The following is a 24,362-nucleotide window of genomic DNA, read 5'->3' as shown; positions in this document are numbered from 1 at the left end:
GTGGTCTTGCCGGCGCCGGTCGGTCCGACGATGGCGACCGTCTGGCCGGGCTCCACCGTCAGCGACAGGTCCTCGATGAGCGGCTTCTCCGGCTCGTAGCGGAACGCCACCCCTTCCAGCGCGACCTTGCCGGCCGACTCCGACGCCCCCCGGCCTTCGGCCGGGAGCGCCGCCGTCGGGCTCTTCGGCGCGTCCGGCTTCTGCTCCTCGGCGTCCAGGAGCTCGAAGATCCGCTCGGCCGAGGCGACGCCGGACTGCACCAGGTTCGCCATCGACGCGACCTGGGTCAGCGGCATCGAGAACTGGCGGGAGTACTGGATGAACGCCTGCACGTCACCGATCGAGAGCGTGCCGCTCGCGACCCGCAGACCGCCGACCACGGCGACCAGGACGTAGTTGATGTTCGAGACGAAGAACATCACCGGCTGCATGACACCGCTGTTGAACTGCGCCTTGAACCCTGCCTCGTACAGTGCCTCGTTCTGCTCGCGGAAGTCGGCCGCCGACTCGTCCTGCCGCCCGAAGACCTTCACCAGCGCGTGGCCGGTGTACATCTCCTCCACATGGGCGTTGAGCTTGCCGGTGGACTTCCACTGCTGCACGAAGTGCGGCTGCGACCGCTTGCCGATCTTCGTGGCCACGACCACCGACACCGGCACGGTCACCAGCGCGACCAGCGCGAGCAGCGGGGAGATCCAGAACATCATGGCCAGCACGCCGACGATGGTGAGCAGCGAGTTGATCAGCTGCCCCATCGACTGCTGGAGCGTCTGGGAGATGTTGTCGATGTCGTTGGTCGCCCGGCTGAGGACCTCGCCGCGCTTGGCCCGGTCGAAGTACGACAGCGGCAGCCGCGCCAGCTTCGCCTGGACGTCCTCGCGCATCCGGTAGACCGTCCGGTTGATCACCTTGATCGACATCCGGGTCGCCACCAGCATGAGGAGTCCGGCCGCCACGTAGATGGCCAGCACCCACAGCAGCACCTCCCCGACCGCCGTGAAGTCGATGCCCTGCCCGGGGGTGAAGTCGACCCCGGACAGCATGTCCGCCATCCCGTCGTCGCCCCGCGCCCGCAGCCCCTCGATCGCCTGCGCCTTCGTCGTGCCCTCGGGCATCTGGCGCCCGACCACACCCGCGAAGACCAGGTCGGTCGCCTTGCCGAGGATCTTGGGACCGACCACCGAGGCCGCCACGCTGAGCACACAGGTGATCAGCATCAGCCAGAGCGCGCCCCGCTCGGGCGCCAGCTGCTTCAGCAGCCGCTTCCCCGAGCCCTTGAAGTCCATCGACCGCTGGTCGGGGCCGCCGCCGGCCATCATCCGTCCGCCAGGACCGGCCATCAGGCTGCCTCCGCCTCGGTCAGCTGGGAGAGCACGATCTCCCGGTACGTCTCGTTGTCCGCCATCAGCTCGTGATGGCGCCCGGTGCCCACGACCCGGCCCTCGTCGAGGACCACGATCCGGTCGGCGTCCCGGATGGTCGACACCCGCTGGGCGACGATCACGACGGTCGAGTCCGCCGTCTCCTCCTTGAGCGCTTCCCGCAGCAGGGCGTCGGTCCGGTAGTCGAGCGCGGAGAACGAGTCGTCGAAGAGATAGATCTCCGGCCGCTGCACCAGCGTCCGCGCGATGGCGAGCCGCTGCCGCTGCCCGCCGGAGACGTTGGTGCCGCCCTGCGCGATCGGCGCGTTCAGCCCGTTCTCCAGCTTCTTCACGAAGTCGGCGGCCTGGGCGACCTCGAGCGCGTGCCACAGCTCGTCGTCGGTCGCGTCCGGCTTCCCGTACCGCAGGTTCGTGGCCACCGTCCCGGAGAAGAGATAGGGCTTCTGCGGGACGAGTCCGACCGTCCGCGCCATCAGGCCCGCGTCCAGCTTCCGTACGTCCACCCCGTCGACGAGCACCTCGCCGCCGGTCACGTCGAAGAGCCGCGGCACCAGACCCAGCAGGGTCGACTTGCCGCTGCCCGTCGAACCGATGATCGCCGTCGTCTCGCCGGGCCGCGCCACCAGCTCCACATCCCGCAGGACCGATTCCTCGGCACCCGGGTAACGGAAGTCCGCGCCCCGGACCTCCAGATGACCGCGCCGCGTCAGCTCGGTCACCGGCTCGGCCGGCGGCACGACACCGCTGCTCGTGGCCAGGACCTCCTCGATGCGCTCGGCACACACCTCGGCCCGCGGCACCATCATGAACATGAAGGTGGCCATCATCACGGCCATCACGATCTGCATCAGATAGGCGAGGAAGGCCGTCAGTGCCCCGATCTCCATGCCGCCGCTGTCGATGCGGTGCGCGCCGAACCAGACCACCGCGACGCTGGAGATGTTCACCACCGTCATGACGGTCGGGAACATCAGCGCCATCAGCCGGCCCGTCTCCATCGAGACGTCGGTCAGCTCGGTGTTCGAGCCCTTGAACCGCTCGCGCTCGTAGTCGTCCTTGACGAACGCGCGGATCACGCGGTTGCCGGTGATCTGCTCGCGCAGCACCCGGTTCACCGTGTCCAGCCGCTCCTGCATGGTCCGGAACAGCGGACGCATCTTCTTCACGATCAGCGAGACCGCGATGCCGAGCACCGGCACGACCGCGATCAGCACCGCGGACAGCGGCACGTCGAGGCTGAGCGCCATGACGATGCCGCCGACGCACATGATCGGTGCGGAGACCATGAGCGTGAACGCCATCAGCACCAGCATCTGGACCTGCTGGACGTCGTTGGTGGTCCGGGTGATCAGCGACGGCGCGCCGAACTGCCCGACCTCGCGCGCGGAGAAGGACTGCACCCGCTCGAAGACCGCGGCACGGACGTCCCGCCCGAGGGCGGAGGCGGTCCGCGCCCCGTAGTACACGGCCCCGATGTTGCAGACGACCTGGACCACGGAGACCGCGATCATCAGGGCGCCGAACCGCAGGATGTAGCCGGTGTCCCCGTCCACGACACCGTTGTCGATGATGTCCGCGTTCAGGGTCGGCAGATAGAGGGAGGCGCAGGTCTGCAGGAACTGGAGCAGGACGAGCAGACCTATGGGTCTTCTGTACGGTCGCAGGTGGGTTCGGAGAAGTCGTAGGAGCACGGGTTCTACTATCGCCCGCGCCCCCGGGACGTGACGACCGGGTTTTGTCGAACCTTGAACGGACTCAGCTGTGAGCCGAACGCGCCCCGGTCACGACGTGAAGGCGCCCGGGTGGAGCTGCTCGCGCGTGGCCGCGTACTGCTGCCGCACCGCCTGACCGACCGCCAGCTCCTCACCGGGTTCAAAAATCTGCGCGGCGGCACCCTGCCAGGCGGGCGGGGCGGCCGGGGAGAGCGTGCCGTGGGCGACGCCGAGCGCCCACGCGGCCTGCCGGGCGGCGCCGAGCGCCGCGTAGTCCGCGGGCTGGGGGACGACGGCCTGCGCGCCGAAGATGGCCGGGGCGAGTGCCTGTACGGCGGGCAGTTCGGCCGCCGCGCCGAGCAGGAACACCCGGCGCACCTCGACACCCCGTCCGCGCAGCACGTCCATGGCGTCGGTGAGCGCGCAGAGCATCCCCTCGAACGCGGCCCGCGCGAGGTGTTCGGGCTTCATCGACTCGCGGCGCAGTCCGCTGAGCGTGCCGGCGGTGTGCGGCAGCCGAGGGGTGCGCTCACCCTCCAGATACGGCAGCAGGACGAGTCCGGAGGAGCCGGGCGTCGACTTCAGCGCGAGCGCCGACAGCTCCTCCAGGCTCTCCACGCCGAGCATCTCGGCGGTGCCGCGCAGCGCGCGCACGGCGTTCGCGGTGTGCACGACGGGCAGGTGCATCCCGGTCGCGTCGGCGAAGGAGGTGATCAGGCCCTGCGGGTCGGCGAGCCCCTCGTGGTGGACGGCCATCACGGAGCCGGAGGCGCCGAGGGAGACGACTGCGTCGCCGTGTCCGAGGCCGAGCCCGAGAGCGGCGGCCATGGTCTCGCCCGTGCCGGCGGAGATCAGCAGTCCCTCGGGGGTGGTCCCTGCGGCGTCGGACGGGCCGAGCACCTCGGGGAGCGCGGCGTGGTGGCCGAGGGCCAGCTCGACGAGGTCGGGGCGGTAGGCGCCGGCGCCGGCCGACCAGTATCCGGTGGCGGAGGCGGCGCCGCGGTCGGTGGTGCGGCGCACGGGCCGGCCGAGGAGCTGCCAGACCAGCCAGTCGTGCGGCTGGAGGAGCATGGCGACGCGCTGGGCGTGCTCCGGCTCGGAGCGGGCCAGCCAGCGGAGCTTGGCGACCGGCTGCCCGGACTGCGGGACGGAGCCGACGGCCTCGGCCCAGGACTGCCGTCCGCCGAACGCCTCGACCAGATCGGCGGCGGCGACCTGCGCCCGCTTGTCGTTGCCGACCATCGCGGGCCGCACGAGGGCGCCCTGCGCGTCGAGCGGGACGAGCCCGTGCTGCTGGGCCGAGACGCCGATGGCCTGCACGCCTTCGAGCAGCCCGCCGCCCGCGGCCTCGCCGAGCGAGAGCAGCCACGCCTGCGGGTCGACGTCGGTGGCCTTCGGATCACCGGGGTGCGGGGCATAGCCCTGACGCAGTACGGCGCCCGTGTCCGCGTCGCAGACGACGATGCGTGTGAACTCAGCAGAGCTGTCCAAGCCGGCGACTATCCCCATGGAGGAGATTCTGCCGCACGCGGGGGAGTAGGTGGAGCGCGCGCGGGGTAGGAGACGCCTTTTCCGGCAGGGAGAACACCACGGGCGGGGCGCCGCCCGGGATGCCGCGGCGGATGCCGCTAGGTGTTGCTCACGCCCCAGTCGTCCTCGGTGACCTGGCCGTTGTGGTGACGCAGCGCGTGGATCCGCTCGGTCACCGACGCCGGCAGCTTGTCGCCCACCTTCTCGCTCACCGCGTGGTACGCCTTGCCGGCGACCTGGCGCCCGGTCTGGGCCGCGGATTCGGCGGCGTTGCGCACCGCCGGGTTCTGCGAGAACTCGCGGGCGGACTTCTTCATCTGTTCGTAGCGCTCACGTCCGGCCCGCGTGCCGATGACGTAACCGAGGGCCAGTCCCACGACGAACGTCAGCTTGTACCGCACGGCGGCACCACCTTCCCTTGAGCTTCCCTGATGCTTCACTGCTGCCCACGAGCGCCCACGGCATACCGATTGGCGGAGCACCCCCCTGCTTGCGCTAATGTATGTGTCGCAGCGAGCGAGCGCCGCCCGGGAACGCCCGAGGTGGATCCGTTCGGTGCAACGCAGCAATCCCCTGTAGCTCAATTGGCAGAGCAGCCGGCTGTTAACCGGCAGGTTACTGGTTCGAGTCCAGTCGGGGGAGCGCGATCCCCTGTAGCTCAATTGGCAGAGCATTCGGCTGTTAACCGGAGGGTTGCTGGTTCGAGTCCAGCCGGGGGAGCGATGGAAAGAGGACCCTGAGGGGTCCTTTTTCTTATGTCCGGGAACCATCCGCCACGCCGCGGAGTCCTCCTGGTCGAGCAGCGCGCAGCAGTGCCGAGCATCCGGAGCAGGAGATCGTATGAGCGGCTATGCTGCGGCAGACGGCGCGCACACATGTACGCGCCACACCGTTAGGGGCGGTAGCTCAGCCGGTTAGAGCAGCGGACTCATAATCCGTCGGCCGTGGGTTCGAGTCCCACCCGCCCCACTGCGGCATCGTGCAGCAGAATCGTTCTGACCAGGCGCTTCCCTGGTCGGACGATTCGCACCACGGCCGCTGCGGCCTTTCCCGCGCGATTCCCTCCAGTGTGCGGACGGCGCGTGGACGCGAGGGGTCCGACACGCCCACATCACCCGGATGGCACGCCGACGGCCCCGCCCGGCGGTACGGCGGCCACATGTGAGCGACGCAACCGCGTGCCCGTCGAAGGCCCGGCCGCCCGTCCCGGCCCGGTGACCCGCGTCACATCCCCCTCCTGTCAGCAATCGGGGCGCCGTCTCGTTCAAGGGGCACGCGAACGAGACAGGAGCACCGCCATGAAGCACCGCATCGTCGTACTCGGCGCCGGATACGCCGGGGCCTTCGCCGCCGGGAACCTGGCCCGCAGGCTCTCGCCCGCCGACACCGAGATCACCGTCGTCAACGCCGCACCCGAGTTCGTCGAGCGGATGCGGCTCCACCAGCTCGCGACCGGCCAGGGCTTCGCGGTCCGCAAGCTCGCCGACGTGTTCGCCGGCACCGGGGTGCGGCTGCGCCTGGCGCGCGTCACCGCGATCGACCCCGACCGCCGGACCGTCGCCGTGACCGACGAGGACGGCGACGGCGAGCTCGCGTACGACACGCTGCTCTACACGCTCGGCAGTTCGGTCGCCCACCACGGCGTCCCCGGTGCCGCCGAACACGCCTACGACGTCACCGGACTGTCCTCCGCGCTCCGGCTGCGCGAGCGGCTGGCCGACCTGGGCCCGGGCGGCACCGTGCTCGTCGTCGGCGAGGGGCTGACCGGCATCGAGACCGCCACCGAGTTCGCCGAGTCCCGTCCGGATCTCTCGGTCGCGCTCGCCGCCCGCGGTGAACTGGGCGCCTGGCTCTCCCCGAAGGCCCGCCGCCATCTGCGCCGCGCCTTCGACCGGCTCGGGGTCACCGTCCACGAGCACACCGCCGTCGAGGCCGTCGAGCCGACCCGGGTGATCGCCGCCGACGGCCGGTCCATCCCGGCCGAGGTGACCGTGTGGTCGGCCGGTTTCGCCGCGCACCCCATCGCCGCCGCAGGCGGGCTGGAGGTCGCCGGGACCGGCCAGATCGTCGTCGACCGCACCATGCGCTCGGTCTCGCACCCGGACGTCTACGCCGCGGGCGACAGCGTCTACGCGATCGGTGAGAACGGGCGGCCACTGCCGATGTCCTGCGCCTCGGCCGGCTTCACCAACATGCAGGCGACCGCGGCGATCATCGCGCGCCTGACGGGCGGAGAGGTCCCGCTCACCGGGCTGAAGTACCACGGCAACCACATCAGCCTCGGGCGGCGGGACGCCATCTTCCAGATGGTGGACGGCGACGCCCGCTCCAAGCCCTGGTACCTGGGCGGCCGGACCGCCGCGCGGCTCAAGGCGGGCGTGCTCAGGGGCGCCGGGTTCGGCATCGCCCACCCGACGTTCGGCATGCCGAAGCGCAGGCTCCGCCTCGCGGCCGCCGCCGACGAGGTGGTCGTGAGGGCCGCGGCCTAGGCTCTTCCGCATGGACACCGCAGCCATCGACAGGTTCGAGGCCAGCCGGAGCCGGCTGGCCTCGCTCGCCTACCGTCTGCTCGGCTCGGCGGCCGATGCCGAGGACGCCGTGCAGGAGACGTTCCTGCGCTGGCAGGCCGCCGACCGGGAGCGGGTCGAGGTGCCGGAGGCGTGGCTGACCAAGGTCGCCACCCACCTCTGCCTCGACCAGCTCCGCTCCGCGCGGGCGCGCCACGAGCGGGCGGCCGGAGCCTGGCTGCCCGAGCCGCTCCTCGACGGTGACCCGATGCTCGGCCCCGCGGACACCTTCGCGCAGCGTGAATCGGTGTCCCTCGCGGTGCTGACCCTCATGGAACGCCTCTCGCCGGTCGAGCGGGCCGTCTACGTCCTGCGCGAGGCGTTCTCGTACAGCCATGCCGAGATCGCCGGGATCCTCGACATCAGTGAGTCCGCGAGCCAGCAGCATCTGCACCGCGCCAGGACGCGGGTCGTCGCGGAGAACCGCCGTGCCCGGGAGGTCGATCCCGCGTCCGCGCGGCGGGTCGTCGAGGAGTTCCTCGCCGCCGCCGTGTCGGGTCGTACCGAACGGCTGATGGCGCTCCTCACCGATGACGTGACCGTGGTCTCGGACGGCGCGGGTCTGGCCAAGCGGCTGCTGCGGTACTCGACGCGCGAGCGCGTCGCCTCCTTCGTCCGGGCCGGCTTCAAGCCCACCCCGGCCAAGCGGCGGCTGGCCGGGGGCCCCGTCGTGTTCCACATCGCACCGGTCAACGGCTCCCCCGCCGTCCTCGCCGTGGTCGACGGCCGGGTCGCCGGCACCGTGGTGTTCGAGGTCGACGACGGCAAGGTCACGTCCATGTGCGGCATCGCCGCCGCCGGCCGGCTCTCCCGCCTCGGCGAGGCGTGGCGGCGGCACGGGTCCGGCGCTCCGGTCGTCGACGCGTGGTGAGCTGACGCCGGTCGCCCGGTGAGCCGAGGACGGTGTGGACGGCACCGCCCTCGACGGGGGCGGGCAGAGCACGGCGCGAGGGCCCGTACGCGGCGGATGACGCGTACGGGCCCTCGGTCGTGCGGGGGTGCCGGGACTACTCGATGACGAGCTCGACCTGGATGTTGCCGCGCGTGGCCTTGGAGTACGGGCAGAACGCGTGGGTCTTCTCGAGGAGTTCGCGGCCCGGCTCGCCCTGGAGGTGGTCGGGGAACTCGGCGCGCATGACAACCGCGAGGCCGAAGCCGCCGTCCGCCTCGTCCTTGCCGATGGAGACCTCGGCGGTGATGGAGGCGTCCTGGATGTCGATCTTCTCCTGGCGTGCCACCAGGCCCATGGCGCTCGCGAAGCAGGCCGCGTAGCCGGCGGCGAAGAGCTGCTCCGGGTTGGTGCCCTGGCCGTTGCCGCCGAGCGCCTGGGGGTGGGCGAGGGGGAGGTCGATGTGGCCGTCGGAGCTGACGGCGCGGCCCTCGCGGCCGTTGGCGGTGGCGACGGCGGTGTAGATCGCGTTCATGGGTCCTCGTTTCCGTTCAGGTCGGGGTGTGCTCACTAAGGTAGCGTCCAATTGAGTTGTGCACAACTGAATGGCTTGCGATGTGGTGTCCCGTACTCTGGAGGCATGGAGACTCTCGACACGACCCGGGACGAGGACTTCCTCCGGCTCGACCACCAGATCTGCTTCTCGCTGCACGCCGCCACCCGCGCCTTCAACGGCGTCTACCGCGGCGCCCTCAAGGAGCTCGGCCTCACCTACCCGCAGTACCTGGTGATGCTGGTGCTGTGGGAGCACGGCGAGCTGCCCGTCAAGCGGATCGGCGAGCATCTGCGCCTCGACTCCGGGACCCTGTCCCCGCTGCTCAAGCGGCTGGAGGCGGCCGGCTACGTCGAGCGGCGGCGCAGCACCGAGGACGAGCGCTCCGTCACCGCGCGCCCCACCGAGGCCGGCACGGCGCTGCGCGAGCAGGCCCTCGACGTGCCCCGGCGGATCGCCGTGGCGACGGGCATGGAGCTGGACGAGATGCGGGTCCTGCGGGCCCGGCTCAACGAGCTGGCCGCCCGGCTCGACAGCGTCGACCCGGACGACCTGACGGCCTGCGGCTGAGAGCCCGCACGCGAAGGGCCCGTCCCGCGGACCCGCCGGGCGACGCCCGGCCGGGTCCGCGGGACGGGCCCGCTTGCCCTCGCTACTCGCCCGAGGAGATCCTCGGCACCTTCCGCAGCAGCACCGCCACCAGTACCGCCGTCAGCAGCGCGAACCCCGCGCTCAGCGCCGACGCCGACTGCAGCGCCGTGGTGAAGGACTCCCGCGCCGTCGCGAGCAGCCCCTCGTCCGCCACCGCGCTCGCCGCGCCCAGGGACTCCCGCGCGGCGGCCGGGGCGTCGCCCGGGATGCCGTTCCGGTAGACCGCGACCGCCACGCTGCCGGTCACGGCGATCCCCAGGGCCAGGCCCAGGTCGTACGCCGTCTGACCGGTCGCCGCCGCCGCGCCCGCCTTCTCCGGGGGAGCCGCGCCGACCGCCAGGGCGGTGCCGAGGACACTGATCGGGGCCGCCCCGAACATGATCACCGCGAGGCCGAGGGAGGCCACCTCGACACCGGCGGCCAGGGCGATCGCCGCGTACCCGGTCAGCGACACCAGCAGGCCGCCGATCAGCACGTACGCCGGGCGGACGCGGCGGGCGAGGAGCGGGGTCAGCTGCGATCCGGCGATCAGCCCCACCGCCCCCGGCAGCAGCCAGAGCCCGGCCTCCAGGGGCGACTGGCCCGCGACCGCCTGGAGGTACTGCGGGACCAGGTACTCCACCCCGTTCAGCGCCGTCATACCGAGCAGCAGGGTGAGCAGCGCCCCCGTGAAGGCGCGGTCGCGGAAGAGCCGCAGATCGAGCAGGGGGGTGGACAGCCGGTTCTGGCGGCGGACGAAGAGCAGCGTGAAGGCCGCGCCACCGGCGAAGGCCGCGGCGGCCTCGGCCGTCGGGCCGTGCGAGGCCACCGACTTCACCCCGTACACCAGCGGCAGGACCGCCAGCAGGAAGAGGGCCACACTCGGCACGTCGATCCGGCCGGCCCCCGGATCGCGGTACTCCGGCAGCAGAACCGGCGCCGTGACCAGGGCGATCAGCATGATCGGCAGCCCGATCAGGAAGACCGAGCCCCACCACCAGGACGCCAGGAGCACGCCACCGACGATCGGGCCGATCGCCAGGCCGACCGAGAGCGCCGTCACCCACATCGCGATCGCGGTCGCCCGCTGCCGTGCGTCGGTGAACATATGGCTGATCAGGGCGAGCGTGGAGGGCAGGACGGCGGCTCCCGCCACTCCCAGCAGGGCCCGGGCCGCGATCAGGGTCCCGGCGTTCGGGGCGTACGCGGCGAGCAACGAGGCCAGCAGGAAGCCGGCCGAGCCCGCCATCAGCAGCCGGCGCCGGCCCAGGCGGTCGCCGAGCGTGCCCATGATGACCAGCGTGCCGGCGGTGAGGAAGCCGTAGATGTCGGTGATCCACAGCAACTGGGCGCTGCTCGGCCGCAGATCGGCGGCCAGATAGGGGGTGGCGAGCCAGAGGACGCCGAGGTCGGCCGTCATCAGGGTGACCGGCAGGAGGAGGACGGCGAGGCCGGTCCACTGGCGGACGCCGGCCTTCGCGGGCGCCGCCTCGGCGGGGGAGTCGGGGGTGTGGGTGGTGGTCATCGCGGCAGCGCTCCGTTCAGGGATTCCTCGGCGGACTTCAGCACTTCCCGCACCCGCGGCGGGCGCAGTGCGCGCGGCACCCCCGACAGCTCGGTGCCGTGGACGATCGCGACGGACGAGTCCTCGATCCCGCAGAACCGGGAGACGGCGAGCCGCAGTTGGAGGTCGAGGACCGTGGAGAGACCGAGCCGCTCGATCTCCGCCTCCGCGTTGCCCATCAGGGCCAGCCAGAGCATCCGCTTCCCCGCCAGCCGGGGCCTGCTCCGGCCGTAGGCGAAGCCGTAGTTCCAGACGCGGTCGATCCAGCCCTTCAGGACGGCCGGGGGCGCCATCCACCAGACCGGGAAGACGACCACGATGTCGTCGGCGGCCAGGACGCGGTCCATGTGGGCGTGGACCTCGGGGGAGTACGTCTTCTCCCGGTCCTCCCAGTCCGGTTCGTCGGCCGGCCGGAGGACGGGGTCGAAGCCCTCGGCGTACAGGTCGAGTACGTCGACGGTCTCGCCGTCGTCCTTCAGCCGGGCGTGGAGGAGGCCGGCCACCTGGGCGGTCAGGGAGTCGCTACGGGGGTGGGCGTGGACGAGCAGGGTGTGGCGGGGCATGGCGGCGTCCTTCGGGAAGGTCTGCGGGAAGGCGGGCGGGCACGGTGGGCGTCAGAGGCCGAGGCCGGAGCCGCCGCTCGCGTCGATGTTCTGGCCGGTCACCCAGCGCGCGTCGTCCGAGGCGAGGAAGCCGACCACGTCGGCCACGTCCCCCGGCTGCCCGACCCGGTCGAAGACCGAGAAACCGGCGGCGTGCGCCTTGGCGGCCGGGTCGGCCATCCACGGGTGGATGTCGGTCTCGATCGTCCCGGGCGAGACCGCGTTGACGGTGATGCCCCGGGAGCCGAGGGTCTGGGCGAGGGTCAGGGTCAACACCTCGACCGCGCCCTTGGAGGCGGCGTACGAGGTCATGCCGGGGAAGGCGACCTTGGTGACACCGGAGGAGATGTTGATGATCCGGCCGCCGTCCCGGAGCCGGCCGAGGCCGTGCTTGACGATGAAGAACGGAGCCTTGGCGTTGACCGCGAAGACCCGGTCGTACTCCGCCTCCTCGACCTCCGCGATCGTGCCGGGGCCGGCGATTCCGGCGTTGTTGACCAGGATGTCGACGCCGTCGGCGTGCTCGTCGAACGCCTTCCAGAGCGCCTCTGCGTCCCCGGGGACGCCCAGTTCGGTGCGGATCGCGAACGCGGAACCGCCGGACTCCTCGATCGCGGCGACCGTCTCCTTCGCGGCGGCCTCGTTGCTTGCGTAGTGGACGGCGACGCGGGCGCCGTCGGCGGCCAGCCGCAGGGCGATCGCGCGGCCGATGCCGCGGCTGCCGCCGGTGACGAGCGCGGTCTTGCCGTTCAGGGTGGTGGAGCGGGCCATCGGAGTCTCCTCTGTGCGGGTGTTTCCTGCTGACGGGGAAGACTCTGCGGGAGGCCGGTTCGGGTTCGGTTCGGGTCCTGTTCGGGCCCGGTTCGGGCGGGAGTTACGGTGACCCCATGCGATTCGGGGTGCTGGGGGAGACGGCCGTCTGGACCGAGGACGGGCGGCCCGTCCGGGTCCCGGAACTCAAGGTGCGCGCCCTGCTCGCCTCGCTGCTCGTCGAGACCGGCCGGCCGGTCGCCACCCACCGCCTCGTCGACGACCTGTGGGGCGAGGAACCGCCCGGCAGCCCGCTGCGCGCCCTCCAGGCCAAGGTCTCCCAGCTGCGACGGGTCCTGGAGGAGGCCGAGCCCGGCGGCCGTGACCTGCTGGTCTCCCGTGCCCCCGGCTATCAACTGGTGCCCGCGGAAGGCTCCTTGGACGCGGAGCGGTTCGCCGGGCTCGCCGCCCGGGCGCGCGCCGTGTCGGACCCGGTGCGGCGGGCCGCGCTGTTCACCGAGGCGCTCGCCGTGTGGCGCGGGCCCGCGTTCGCGGACTTCGCGGACGAGTCGTTCTCCCGGGCGGCCGTGAACCGCCTGGAGGAGGAGCGGCTCGTCGTTCACGAGGAGGCGGCGGAGGCGCGCCTCGATGCCGGGGAACACGCCTTGCTCGTAGGGGAGTTGGCCGAGCTCGTCGAGCGCAATCCGCTGCGCGAGCGGCTGCGTGCCGTGCGGCTGCGCGCGCTCTACCGCTCGGGCCGGCAGAGCGAGGCGCTGGCGGGGTACGAGGAGCTGCGCGTCCGGCTCGCCGAGGAGCTGGGCCTCGACCCGAGCCCGGAACTGGTCGAGCTCCAGCGGGCGATGCTCCGCCAGGACCCCGCGCTGGACGGGGCGCGGGCCGGGGCGCCGATGGCGGGCACGGGCGGAGGCGGCCGGCCGGGCGAGGCCGCCAGGACGACGCGGGAGGGCGACGTCCGGGACGCGGACCCGGTCCCGGCTCCGGCTTCCGGCCCGGCGCCTGCCCTGCTCCCGGCTTCGGGTCCGGCTTCGGGTCCGGCCCTGCTCCCGGCTTCGGCCCCGGTCCGGGTCCCGGTCCCGGTCCACGTCCCGGCGCCTGCCCCGCTCCCGGCTTCCGGCCCGGCGCCGGTCCGGGACGGGACGCGCGATGGCCGCGGCGGGGCGCGCGGCAACCTGCCGACGGCCGTCAGCGGGCTCGTCGGGCGCGAGGCGGCCGTCGAGGAGATCCGGGAGCTGCTCGCCGGGCGACGGCTCGTCACCCTCACCGGCCCCGGAGGGGTCGGCAAGACGCGGCTGGCCGTGGAGGCCGCCGGGCGGGCCCGTGCGCTGTTCCCCGACGGCGTGTGGCTGGTCGAACTCGCCGGTGCGCACGGCGAGCTGGCCGAGGTGGTCGCCGCGGCCATGGAGCTGCGCGACGACGGGGCGTGGGGCGTACGGCCCGAGACGGGGCGGACACCGGACGCGGCGCAGCGGCTGGCCGCCGTCCTGCGCGGGAAGCGGATGCTGCTCGTCCTGGACAACTGCGAGCATGTGGTCGACGAGGCCGCCGCGCTGGCGGAGCTGCTCCTGCGCGCCGTTCCCGATCTCGTGGTGCTGACGACGAGCCAGGAGCCCTTGGCCCTCGCCGGGGAGACGCTGTGGTCGGTGCCACCGCTCGACCTCGACGGCGCCGTCGAGCTGTTCGTGGCACGGGCGGCCGCCTCGGCGCCCGGATTCGTACCGGACGACTCCCGGCGGGCCGCCGTCGAGGGCATCTGCCGTCGCCTCGACGGCCTGCCGCTCGCGCTGGAACTGGCGGCCACCCGGGTGCGCGCGCTCGGCGTCCACCGGCTGCTCGAACGGCTCGACGACCGATTCCGGCTGCTCAGCGCCGGCCGGCGGGGCGCCCCCGCCCGGCAGCAGACGCTCCGCGCGGTGATCGACTGGAGCTGGGAGCTGCTGCCCGAACCGGAGCGCCTGGTCCTGCGCCGGCTCGCCGTCCACGCCGAGGGCTGCACGCTGGACGCGGCGGAACAGGTCTGCGGGGGCGGCGAGGTCGCGCCCGACGACGTACTCGACCTGCTGGCCCGGCTGGTGGACCGCTCGCTGGTCGTCGCCGTCGACGGGAAGGACGGGCCGCGCTACCGGCTGCTCGAATCCGTCGCCGCGTACGGCGCGGAGCGGATGGCGGACGCGGGCGAGACGGAGGACGTACGCGGCCGGCACCTGACGTACTACACGCGCCTCGCCGAAGCCGCGGAGCCCGAACTCCGCGGTCCCGCACAGCGGGAGTGGCTGAGCCGCCTGGACGCCGAGTCCCCGAACCTGCGCGCCGCCCTGGAGCGCGCGGCGCGGCGCGGCGACGCCGAGCACGCGCTGCGGCTCGTGGACGCCCTGGCCTGGTACTGGGTGCTGCGCGGGCGGCTCGGCGAGGCGGTCCGCTCGACGGCGACGGCGCTCGACGCGGCGGGGACCGCCGACCCGGCGTCGGAGACCGACGCGCTCGCCCGGGTGCGGGCCCGCGCCGCCGTCTGGCACACCGGACTCACCGTCATGAGCGGCGACGGCACGGACCGCCACCTGCGCATCGCGGGCGCGCTCGCGTCCGTCGAGGAGGCGTACGGGGCGGCCGGCCCGGCCGCGCTCGCCCGGGCCCGCTGGTTCCTCGCCCACGCGCTCTGCGGCACCGGGAGCCAGAGCGAGGGTGAGGAGCTGACGAACGCGGCGCTCGACGGGTTCACGGAGACCGGGGACGTGTGGGGGCGGGCGGCGGCGCTCGGGGACCGGTCCGTGCAGCGGCTGCTCAGGGGCGATCTGGCCGGGGCGGAGGAGGACGCGGCCCGCAGCGCCGCGCTCTTCGCGGAGGTCGGGGACGCGTGCGGCGGGCTGTGGTCCGTGTACCCGCTGGCGACCGTCGCGGAGATCCGCGGCGCGTACGAGCGGGCGGACGGGCTGAAGCGAGCCGCGCTGGACATCGCCGAGAGCTTCGGGCTCACCACCGAGGTGCCCGACCTGCTGTCGGGGCTCGGCCGGACCGCGCTCCTCATGGGCGACCTGGGACAGGCGCGCGCGTACCACCGGGCGGGGCGGGAGAAGGCCGTCGAGGTCGGCTTCCGGGCGGGCGAGATCAACGCGGTCCTCGGTCTGGGCCTCGGAGCCCGCCGGGAGGGACTGCTGGACGAGGCCGAGGCCCATCTCCGGGAGGTCCTGGCATGGCACCGGCTGGTCGGGCTCGACGGAGCCAACGCGCTGATCCTGGCCGAGCTGGGTTTCGTGGCGGAGCTGCGGGGCGACGCGGAGCGGGCGCTCGGGCTGCACGAGGAGGGGTACGCGACGGCGGTGGCGAGTGGCGATCCGCGGGCGGTGGCGCTGGCGCTCGAGGGCCTGGCCGGCGCCCACGCCCTGGGCGGGCGGGCCGAGGGGGCGGCGTTGCTGCTGGGTGCGGCGGGGGCGCTGCGGGCCTCGACCGGGGCGCCGTTGCCCGCGGCGGAGCGGGGGGACGTGGAGCGGGTGACCGTCTCGGCCCGGGGGGCCCTCGGGCACGAGACCTTCGGGCGCGCCCTCGCGCGCGGCGGGGGCCTCACCCCCGAGGCGGTCGTGGCGGAGGCCCGCAGGGCCCCGCGGGAGCCGCTCCCGTAGGGGCGTTCCTCGTGAGCGGGGTCCCCGTACGTCGTCGGGCCTCCCCACCCCGGCGGAGCGGCGGGGCCCGCGGAGCAGGGGCCGGGCGGACATGTAAGGAGCCCACATCTGGCCCATCCCTATACTCACCGCATGTCCTCCCTCAGCCTCCGGCGGGCCACCGCCGACGATGCGCGGCGCCTCACGCAGCTCGTGCGGAGATCCCGCGCCTATCGCGGTGACTACGCCGCGATGGTCGACGGCTACGTCGTCGGAGGGAGCTACATCGAGCACCACCCCGTCTTCGTCGCCGTCGACGAGCGGGACCGCGTGCTCGGGTTCTACGCGCTCCTCCTCGACGACGCCGAGCTCGACCTCGCCTTCGTCGCCGACGAGGCGCAGGGGCGCGGCATCGGACGGCTGCTGATGGAGCACATGATCGGCCAGGCCCGCGCCGCCGGGCTCGCCTCCATACGGGTCGTCGCGCATCCGCCCGCGGAGGACTTCTATCTGCGGACGGGAGCCCGCCGCACCGGGACGGTCGAGCCGGCCGGACACGTCCACTGGGCGAGGCCCGAGCTCCGGTTCGACGTCGCGTGAGCGCCACCGAGGAGACCGAGCGGGCCGACCGCCGCCGGGTCTTCGCCGACCTCACCCCGCTCCGTACCTCCGCGCACTACCGACGCCTCTGGTTCGGCAACACCGTCTCCTGGGTGGGTCAGGGCATGACCGCGCTGGCGGTCTCGCTCCAGGTGTACGAGATCACCCGCTCGCCGTTCTCGGTCGGCCTCGTCGGCCTGTTCTCGCTCGTCCCGCTGATCGTCTTCGGCCTGTACGGCGGCGCCATCGCCGACACCGTCGACCGCCGCAAGCTCGGGCTCGCCAGCGCCACCGGCTCCGCCGTGCTGTCCGCCGCCCTCGCCACGGCGGCGTTCGCCGGCTTCCACCACGTCTGGTTCCTGTACGCCATCGTGGCCCTGCAGTCCGTCTGCGCCGCGCTCAACTCGCCCGCGCGCAGCTCGATGATCCCGCGCCTGCTGCCGCCCGAGCAGCTGCGCGCCGCCAACGCGCTGAACTCGATGACGACCACCTTCGGCACCCTGGTCGGCCCCAGCCTCGGCGGGCTCATCGTCGGCTTCGGCGGCTTCCAGACCGCGTACCTCATCGACGCCGTCGCCTTCTTCGCCGCCCTGTACGCGATGTGGCGGCTGCCCTCCATGCTTCCCGAACGGACCGGCGCCACAAGGGCCTCCGTCCTCGACGGGCTGCGCTTCCTCGCCACCCGGCCCAATCTGCGCATGACGTTCTTCTCGGACTTCTGCGCGATGATCCTCGCCCACCCCCGGGCGCTGTTCCCCGTCGTCGCCGTCCTCTGGTACGACGGCGACGCCACCACCACCGGACTGCTCGTCGCCGCGCCCGCCGCCGGAGCACTCCTCGGCGGCGTCCTCAGCGGCTGGCAGGGGCGCATCCGGCACCACGGCCAGGCGATCCTGCTCGCCGTCGCCTGCTGGGGCACCGCGATCGCCGTGTTCGGGCTCACCCGCGACCTGTGGCTCGGGCTGCTCCTGCTGGCCCTCGCCGGATACTCCGACACCGTCTCCATGATCTTCCGCAACACGATGATGCAGGTCGCGGCCCCCGACGAGATGCGCGGCCGACTCCAGGGCGTCTTCATCGTGGTCGTCGCCGGCGGGCCGAGGCTCGGCGACTTCCTCGCCGGCTCGGTGGCCGACCTGACCTCCCCGGCCGTCGCCATCACCGGTGGCGGTATCGCCTGTGTGGTCGCGATCGGCGTGCTTGCCCTGTACGGACGGGGTTTCCGCCGGTACGACGCGCTCAAACCGACGGCCTGAGCTGGCGGTTGGCCGCCACGGCACATAGCCGCCAAGCCGTTCTGTACTCAACCACCGCTGTGCGGACCAGACTCCTCGCGACGCCCGGAACCACCCCTTCCCCCGGGTGTCGAGGAGTACGTCGATGATCAGACCTTCCGTAGGAGGAAGGGCCGGGCTGCTCGCCACCGGCATCTCCCTGGTGCTGCTCACGGCAGGGCAGACCGCCGCTGCCGGGGGAGCCGCCGCCCCCGTCGTACCCGACACCTTCAAGGGCGCCGCCGACCGGAGCGCCACCGTCACGCTCATCACCGGCGACCGGGTCACCGTCACCGAACTGGGCGGCGGCAGGAAGACCGTCACCGTCGACCGTGCCAAGGGCGCCACCGGCGCGGTGCGCAGCGAGATCTCCGACGGCCGGGTCACGGTCGTCCCCGACGAGGCGCGCGGCTACCTGGACTCCGGCGCGCTCGACCGCCGGCTCTTCGACGTCAGCGGCCTCATCGAGCAGGGCATCACCGACGAGCTGCCGCTGATCGTCACGTACGGCAAGGGCACGCGCGCCGCCGCGCCGCGCGGGACCGAGACCGTCCGCGCCCTGCCGAGCATCGGCGGCGCCGCGGTGGAGGCGAAGGACCCCGCCGCGTTCTGGCGGTCGTTCACCTCGCCCACCACCCGCTCCGCGGGCGGCAAGGTGTGGCTCGACGGCAAGGTCGAGGCCGCCATGGCCGAGTCCAACGCCCAGATAGGCACCCCGAAGGCGTGGGCGGCCGAGCTCACCGGCAAGGGCGTGAAGGTCGCCGTCCTCGACACCGGCGCCGACCTCGGTCACCCCGACCTGGCCGGCCGGGTCGCCGAGTCCGCGTCCTTCATCGAGGGCCAGGAGGTCGCCGACCGCGACGGCCACGGCACCCACGTCGCGTCCACCGTCGGTGGCAGCGGCGCCGGTTCGGACGGCCTGGAGAAGGGCGTCGCCCCGGGCGCGACCCTCGCCGTCGGCAAGGTGCTCAGCGACGAGGGCTCCGGCACCGAGTCGCAGATCATCGCCGGCATGGAGTGGGCCGCCAAGGACATCGACGCGAAGATCGTCTCGATGAGCCTCGGTTCCCGCGAGGGCAGCGACGGCACCGACCCGATGGCCCAGGCCGTGAACACCCTGAGCGCCGAGACCGGCGCCCTCTTCGTCATCGCCGCCGGCAACAGCGGCGCCCCCGGCTCCATCGGCTCGCCCGGCGCCGCCGACTCCGCGCTCACCATCGGCGCCGTCGACTCCGGCGACCAGCCCGCGTACTTCACCAGCCAGGGACCGCGCTTCGGCGACCAGGCGCTCAAGCCCGACCTGTCCGCGCCCGGCGTCGACATCCTCGCCGCCCGCTCCCAACTGGCCCCCGGCACCGGGCTCTACACGACGATGAGCGGCACGTCCATGGCGACCCCGCACGTCGCCGGTGTCGCCGCGCTGCTCGCGGAGAAGCACCCCGACTGGACCGGCGCGCAGCTCAAGAACGCCCTGATGTCCTCGTCGAAGACGCTCCCCGACTCCGCCTACGCGCTCGGCGCGGGCCGGGTCGACGTGGCCGCCGCGATCGCCGCCGACGTCACCGCCACCGGCTCCGCCGACCTCGGCTTCTTCGCCTGGCCCTACGAGGCGAACAAGCCGGTCACGAAGACCGTCACGTACACCAACCACTCCGACGCCGCCGTGGAACTGGACCTCGCCGTCGAGGGGATGCCCGCGGACGTCGCGACCCTCGGCGACACCACCCTCACCGTCCCGGCCCACGGCACCGCGCAGACCACGGTCACCGGCGACGGCACGAAGGCCCCGGTCGGCAACGCCTCCGGCCGGATCGTCGCCTCGGCCGCCGGTACGCCCGTCGCGCACACCGCGCTCGGACTGGTGAAGGAGGAGGAGCGCTACACCCTCACGATCCGCCTCAAGGACCGGGACGGCGCCCCCACCCCCGGCACCGTCGTCGTCAAGCAGCTCGCCGAGGGAGATCACGACCCGTTCCCGGTACCGGTCGGCGAGTCCGGCACCATCGAGCTCCGGCTGAAGCCCGACACGTACACCGTCGACACCTTCCTCGACGTCCGTGGCTCCCGGGGCAAGGACTCCCTCGGCCTCGGCTTCCTCACCGACCCCGAGATCGTCCTGGACCGCGACCGGGAGATCACCCTCGACGGGCGGCAGCTCCGCGAGATCCGGGCCGAGGTCGAGAAGCGGACCGAGACCCGTCAGCTGCTCATGGAGTTCGACCGGGACGCCCACGGCGCCTCCTACGGCGGCGCGGTCCAGGTGCCGCTGAAGTACGACTCCGTCTTCGCCGCCCCCACCCGCAAGCCCGCCAACGGCACCTTCGAGTACCGGACCGTGTGGCGGCTCGGCAAGCCCCTCCTGGAGGCGGCCGTCGGCGGCGACCGGCTCTCCGACGCCACCGTGCAGGCCGGCGCCACGATGCTCGAAGGCCGGCACGATCTCGGTGTCGTCGACGCGGGCACCGGCACGGCGGCCGCGTACGCGGGCAGGAACGTCAAGGGCAAGGCCGTCCTCGTCCGGGCCGGCGCCCTCCCGAACACCCAGCTCGCCCAGAACGCCCAGGACGCCGGCGCCACGGCGCTGTTCGTCACCGACGACCAGCCCGGCCGGCTGATGTCCTGGTTCGGCACCGCCGACTACCAGGACCGGCCGCTCGCCGTCGCCACGGTCGGCTCCGCCGACGCCGCACGGCTCGCGGAGGCGGCGAAGCGCGGCAAGCGGGTCGACCTGACCGGCACCCGCTTCACCCCGTACACCTACGACCTCTCCGAGGGGCACCCGGGCGCGATCGGAAAGGACCTCGTCTTCCGGCCCGACAGGGACGAACTGGCCACCATCCGCTCCTCGTTCCACATGCCCACGGGCAGGAAGGAGCTCGGCGGCGAGTACCGCTACTCGATCACCGACACCTTCCCGATCGGCTTCGGCTTCAAGGAGTACATCGCCTTCCCGACCGAGCGCACCGAGTACGTCTCCACCGGCACCGGCCAGGGCTGGCACGAGTCGGTCGACCTCGGCGAGTCCCTGGAGCAGCGCGCGGGCGTCAACTCCTACCGGGGCGGCAGCAGCCGGTCGCTGGACTGGTTCGAGCCGGTCTGGCACCCCTGGCTCGGCACCGGCCTCGGCTGGGGCCAGCAGCGGTCGGGCAACCAGTTGCAGTTCAACACCCCCGGCTGGGGCGACTCCGGCCCCGACCACACCGGCTTCGGCAACGTGTGGGGCGACGAGTCGATGACCCAGTTCACCGAGGTGTACGTCGACGGGACCCGGGTCGACCGCAAGATGAGCTCCGGCGCCTACGTCTGGGACGCCCCGGCGCGGGAGGCGACCTACAAGGTCGTCACCGACACCACGATGGACCCGGCCCGCTGGCGCCTGTCGACCAAGGGCCACGCCGAGTGGACCTTCCGCTCCAAGGAGACCCCCTCCGACCGCGCGACCCACCTTCCGCTCATCAACCTCGGCTTCGACGTCGACACCGACCTCAAGGGCGATGTGCGGGGCGGAAGCCGGGTGCCCGTCGAGATCTTCGGCGAGTACGTGAAGGGCGCGATCGACACCGGAAGGATCGGTGGCGGTTTCCTGGAGGTCTCGTACGACGACGGGACGACCTGGCAGAAGGTCTCCCTGCGTCCCTCCTCGCGCGGAGCGGCCTGGACCGGTGAGCTGAGGGTGCCGCACGACGCGCGGTACGTCTCCTTCCGGGCCGGCGCGTCCGACGACCGCGGAGGCTCGGTCAAGCAGGAGATCATCCGGGCGCTCGGGGTGAAGTAGCCCCGGAACCACCGGACATGGGGGAGTCCCGGCACGGCGTGGAGCCGTGGCGGGACTCCCGTCGCTCCGGCCTCACCCGCCGCGCGTCACGATGCCGCGCACGACGCCCAGCTCCACCAGGTCCTGGGGCCGCAGCCGGAGCTGGTCGGCGGTGGCCGGAGCCTCGTCGGGCTCCCTCTTGAGGATCGCCGCGGCGAGCTCGGGGGCGATGACGGAGAAGTAACTGTCGGGCGTGGCCCAGGTGTTGTCAGGAGCGGCCAACGCCAGCGCCCCGCCGGAGCCGCCCTCGCCGACCAGGAGCGAGGTCACCGGGACCCGGGCCCCGGCGATCGCGGTGAACACGTCCGCGATCGCCGGACCCGCCCCGGACCGCTCGGCCTCGGCGTCATTGGCCGCGCCGTGCGTGTCGATCAGCGTCAGCACGGGGATCCCGAGCCGGTCGGCGAGCCGGATCAGCCGGGCGGCGGTCCGGAAGCCCGCGGGGCGCGTCGCCGTCCCGTCCTGCGCGGCGTACGCGACGGTTAGCCCCTCGCGGAGTCCGAAGCCGCACTCCACACCGGGGTCCACCCCGCCGGCCCGGTCCCCCCGGATCGCCGCCCGGACGGTGAAGTAGGCGTCCAGATAGGCCCCGGCGCGGGGCCGGTCACCGGAGCGGGCCCGCACGACGGCCTCCCAACCGGTACCGGGTGCGGTGACCTCGGCGAGCGCGTGGGGCGGGGGAGCGGGGGCCGGGGCTCCCTCCGGACCCGTCAGCAGCCGCAGCCACAGCGAGAGCGTCGACCGCAGGTCACCCGGCTCGACGAGCGCGTCCACGTGCCCGTACTCCCACTGGCTCTCCGCCGTGTACGCGGTCGGGTCGGCGTCCCGCGGGCGGACCCGTGAGCCGGCGAAGGCCACCTGGGCGGAGGGGAGGGCGAGCACGACGTCGGCGCCCGCGCCGACCGTGGCCCAGCCGCCGCCGGTGGACGGGTCGCGCACCACCGCGATGTGGGGGACACCGGCGTCCCGCAGCCGTACGGTCGCCTCCGCCACCCGCTGGAGCTGCGCCAGCGCGATCATGCCCTCCTGCATCCGGCTGCCGCCCGTCGCCACGAGCGACACCAGCGGGACCCGGTCCGCCCGCGCGGTGCGGTACGCCGCGACGAGCCGGTCGCCGGCCGCCCGCCCCAGCGAGCCGCCGAGGAAGCCGAACTCGAAGGCGGCCACCACCACCGGACGCCCGTCGACGGTCGCCCTGCCGTGCAGGACGGACTCCTCCTCGCCCGTCTTCGCGGCGGCACGCCCGCGTGAGGCGTCGTATCCGGCCCAGCCGAGCGGACCGTCCGGGCGCGGCGACCCGGTGGCGGGCGGGGTCGGCAGCGGGGTGAAGTCGTCGGTGACCAGGGCGATCACCTCACGGGCCGTCAGGCGCTCAGTCACGGAGGGCCTCCGGGAGGGCCTTCTTCAGGAGCTTGCCCATGTCGTTGCGGGGCAGCGCGCGGAGGAAGTGGACGGTGCGCGGTCGCTTGTGCGGGGCGAGGAGCCCGGCGACGTGGTCCGCCAACTCCGCCGCCGTCGGCGGCTTCTCCGCATCGGTCGGTACCACCCACGCCACGATCCGCTCCCCGAGGTCCGGATCCGGCGCGCCGGTCACGGCGGCCTCCCGCACGGCCGGGTGGTCCAGGAGCGCGTTCTCTATCTCGCCCGCCCCTATCTTGTAGCCGCCGCTCTTGATCAGGTCGGTGGCCTTGCGGCCCACGATCCGCACGTACCCGTCGGGTTCGCGGACCGCCATGTCCCCGGTGCGGAACCAGCCCCCGTCGAAGGCGGCGGCCGTCGCGTCCGGACGGTTGAGGTACGCGGAGAACAGGTTCGGGCCCCTGACCTGGATCTCGCCGACGCTCTCCCCGTCGTACGCCCCCAGCTCCGTGCCGTCCTCCTCCACCAGCCGCAGCTCCACGCCCGTGAGGGGGAGGCCGACGGAGCCGGGGCGCGGACGTGAGCCCACGGGCACGGAGGTGTTCATGAGCGTCTCGGTCATCCCGTACCGCTCGATCACCGTCCGGCCCGTCGCCCCCGTGATCCGCTCGTGGTCGTGGACCGGCAGCGCCGCCGAGCCCGAGACCAGCAGCCGGGCCTCGGACAGCGCCCGCACCAGCGCCGGATCGTCCTCCAACGCGTCCGCGATCCGGTGGTACATGGTCGGTACGCCGAACAGCATCGTGCCGCCGCCCGCACCGAGCTCCCGGGCGACCTCCCGCGTCGAGAACGCTCCGAGATGGCGGACCGATCCGCCGCGCCGCAGCGGGCCGAGGATCCCGAGGACGAGTCCGTGGACATGGAACAGCGGCAGCGCGTGGACGAGGACGTCGTCCTCGGTCCACGCCCAGGCGTCCTCCAGGGCGTCGAGGGAGGCGGCGACCGCCCGGTGGGAGAGGACGACGCCCTTGGGCGGCCCGGTGGTGCCGGAGGTGTAGACGATCAGGGCGGCGGACTCGGGGTCGTCGGGCTCCCCGCCGGAGAAGGCGGAGACCGGGGAGTCGTGGACCATCGCCGTCTCGACGTCGATCCGGGGCACTCCGGCCAGTCCCGCCGGGAGCACGTCGTCCGCGCCGGCGAGCACGGCGCCCGGCGTGCTGTCGCCGAGGATGTGGGCCAGCTCCCGCTCCCCGGTGCGCGGGTTGAGCGGGACCGCCGGTACGCCGGCCAGCAGCGCGGCCACCACCGCGACCGCCGTCCGGGCGGTCGGCGTGGCCCAGACGGCGACCCGCCCCGCGTCCCCGATCCGTGCTCCCAGGGCCGCTGCGGACGCGCCCAGTTCCCCGTACGTCAGGGCCTCCGTGCCGAAGCGCAGTGCGGGCCGGTCCGAGTCGGCCCTCAAGGCCGGGAAGAGCGCGCTCAACGGTCGTCCTCCTCGCGTGGTGGGATGCGAGAGGCATTC

At 73.2% G+C, this 24,362-nt stretch carries 17 protein-coding genes and 3 tRNA genes; 10 read left to right on the top strand and 10 right to left on the bottom strand.

Annotated features, from left to right (window positions below):
* The 4 genes from AB0D99_RS26070 to AB0D99_RS26055 all read right to left on the bottom strand — a co-directional run.
* On the bottom strand, positions 1-1,340 hold a 1,340-nt coding region (locus AB0D99_RS26070), incomplete at its 3' end, for an ABC transporter transmembrane domain-containing protein (RefSeq protein WP_362366923.1).
* Entirely contained in the window at positions 1,340-3,073 is a 1,734-nt protein-coding gene (locus tag AB0D99_RS26065; protein WP_362366920.1) for an ABC transporter ATP-binding protein, read from the bottom strand. The genes AB0D99_RS26065 and AB0D99_RS26070, both read right to left, overlap by 1 nt.
* 90 nt (positions 3,074-3,163) lie before the next feature.
* The gene (locus tag AB0D99_RS26060; RefSeq protein ID WP_362366917.1) at positions 3,164-4,603 is read right to left on the bottom strand and encodes an FGGY family carbohydrate kinase; all 1,440 of its coding nucleotides are present in this window, start codon (positions 4,601-4,603) and stop codon (positions 3,164-3,166) included.
* Positions 4,604-4,722: 119 nt separating this feature from the next.
* Complete coding sequence (locus tag AB0D99_RS26055) at positions 4,723-5,025, bottom strand: YtxH domain-containing protein (protein ID WP_362366914.1); 303 nt, start codon at positions 5,023-5,025, stop codon at positions 4,723-4,725.
* A gap of 168 nt (positions 5,026-5,193) precedes the next feature.
* Here AB0D99_RS26055 and AB0D99_RS26050 point away from each other — a divergent pair.
* The 5 genes from AB0D99_RS26050 to AB0D99_RS26030 all read left to right on the top strand — a co-directional run bounded on the left by AB0D99_RS26050 (position 5,194) and on the right by AB0D99_RS26030 (position 8,062).
* Positions 5,194-5,266, top strand: a tRNA-Asn gene (locus tag AB0D99_RS26050).
* 5 nt (positions 5,267-5,271) lie between these two features.
* Positions 5,272-5,344 (top strand) — tRNA-Asn (locus tag AB0D99_RS26045).
* 175 nt (positions 5,345-5,519) lie between these two features.
* Positions 5,520-5,593 (top strand) — tRNA-Ile (locus AB0D99_RS26040).
* A gap of 329 nt (positions 5,594-5,922) precedes the next feature.
* Complete coding sequence (locus tag AB0D99_RS26035; protein WP_362366911.1) at positions 5,923-7,113, top strand: FAD-dependent oxidoreductase; 1,191 nt, start codon at positions 5,923-5,925, stop codon at positions 7,111-7,113.
* 10 nt (positions 7,114-7,123) lie between these two features.
* A complete protein-coding gene (locus AB0D99_RS26030) occupies positions 7,124-8,062 on the top strand; it encodes a sigma-70 family RNA polymerase sigma factor (protein WP_362366908.1) in 939 nt (312 codons plus the stop codon).
* Positions 8,063-8,198: 136 nt separating this feature from the next.
* On the opposite strand, the gene AB0D99_RS26025 is transcribed toward AB0D99_RS26030, so the two are convergent.
* Complete coding sequence (locus tag AB0D99_RS26025; protein WP_362366905.1) at positions 8,199-8,615, bottom strand: organic hydroperoxide resistance protein; 417 nt, start codon at positions 8,613-8,615, stop codon at positions 8,199-8,201.
* A gap of 105 nt (positions 8,616-8,720) precedes the next feature.
* On the opposite strand from AB0D99_RS26025, the gene AB0D99_RS26020 reads away from it, so the two are divergent.
* Positions 8,721-9,203: a MarR family transcriptional regulator gene (locus tag AB0D99_RS26020; protein WP_362366902.1), complete on the top strand. Its 483-nt coding sequence runs from the start codon at positions 8,721-8,723 to the stop codon at positions 9,201-9,203.
* Between the two features lie 82 nt (positions 9,204-9,285).
* Here the strand turns inward: AB0D99_RS26020 and AB0D99_RS26015 are convergent, their stop codons facing one another.
* From AB0D99_RS26015 to AB0D99_RS26005, 3 genes are read right to left on the bottom strand one after another with little or no spacing between them, the layout of a single operon-like run.
* Positions 9,286-10,788, bottom strand: coding sequence for an MFS transporter (locus AB0D99_RS26015; protein WP_362366899.1), 1,503 nt, complete (start codon positions 10,786-10,788; stop codon positions 9,286-9,288).
* Positions 10,785-11,390 carry an NAD(P)H oxidoreductase gene (locus tag AB0D99_RS26010; RefSeq protein ID WP_362366896.1) on the bottom strand — a complete coding sequence of 202 codons (606 nt, stop codon included), beginning with the start codon at positions 11,388-11,390 and terminating at the stop codon, positions 10,785-10,787. The genes AB0D99_RS26015 and AB0D99_RS26010 overlap by 4 nt, the downstream gene beginning before the upstream one ends.
* A gap of 51 nt (positions 11,391-11,441) precedes the next feature.
* Positions 11,442-12,200, bottom strand: coding sequence for an SDR family oxidoreductase (locus AB0D99_RS26005; protein ID WP_362366893.1), 759 nt, complete (start codon positions 12,198-12,200; stop codon positions 11,442-11,444).
* 116 nt (positions 12,201-12,316) lie between these two features.
* Here AB0D99_RS26005 and AB0D99_RS26000 point away from each other — a divergent pair, with 116 nt between their 5' ends.
* From AB0D99_RS26000 to AB0D99_RS25985, 4 genes are all read left to right on the top strand, one after another.
* On the top strand, positions 12,317-15,814 hold the full coding sequence (locus AB0D99_RS26000; RefSeq protein ID WP_362366890.1) for a BTAD domain-containing putative transcriptional regulator: 3,498 nt from the start codon (positions 12,317-12,319) through the stop codon (positions 15,812-15,814).
* A gap of 132 nt (positions 15,815-15,946) precedes the next feature.
* The gene (locus AB0D99_RS25995) at positions 15,947-16,393 is read left to right on the top strand and encodes a GNAT family N-acetyltransferase (protein WP_362366886.1); all 447 of its coding nucleotides are present in this window, start codon (positions 15,947-15,949) and stop codon (positions 16,391-16,393) included.
* Positions 16,390-17,649, top strand: a complete 1,260-nt coding sequence (locus AB0D99_RS25990) for an MFS transporter (RefSeq protein WP_362366883.1) — start codon at positions 16,390-16,392, stop codon at positions 17,647-17,649. The genes AB0D99_RS25995 and AB0D99_RS25990 overlap by 4 nt, the downstream gene beginning before the upstream one ends.
* A gap of 124 nt (positions 17,650-17,773) precedes the next feature.
* Positions 17,774-21,442: a S8 family serine peptidase gene (locus AB0D99_RS25985; protein WP_362366880.1), complete on the top strand. Its 3,669-nt coding sequence runs from the start codon at positions 17,774-17,776 to the stop codon at positions 21,440-21,442.
* Between the two features lie 72 nt (positions 21,443-21,514).
* Here AB0D99_RS25985 and AB0D99_RS25980 read toward each other — a convergent pair whose 3' ends face one another.
* Together AB0D99_RS25980 and AB0D99_RS25975 are read right to left on the bottom strand one after the other, a co-directional pair.
* Positions 21,515-22,861 (bottom strand): carboxyl transferase domain-containing protein, encoded by a 1,347-nt coding sequence (locus AB0D99_RS25980; RefSeq protein WP_362366877.1) that lies wholly within the window; start codon positions 22,859-22,861, stop codon positions 21,515-21,517.
* Positions 22,854-24,323, bottom strand: coding sequence for an acyl-CoA synthetase (locus tag AB0D99_RS25975; RefSeq protein ID WP_362366874.1), 1,470 nt, complete (start codon positions 24,321-24,323; stop codon positions 22,854-22,856). The genes AB0D99_RS25980 and AB0D99_RS25975 overlap by 8 nt, the downstream gene beginning before the upstream one ends.
* Between the last annotated feature and the right edge of the window lie 39 nt (positions 24,324-24,362).

The sequence above is a fragment of the Streptomyces sp. NPDC047971 genome (assembly GCF_040653355.1).
Classification (GTDB): domain Bacteria; phylum Actinomycetota; class Actinomycetes; order Streptomycetales; family Streptomycetaceae; genus Streptomyces.
The sequence above is the reverse complement of the archived record's forward strand: the minus strand, read 5'-3'. Positions and strand labels throughout refer to the sequence as shown.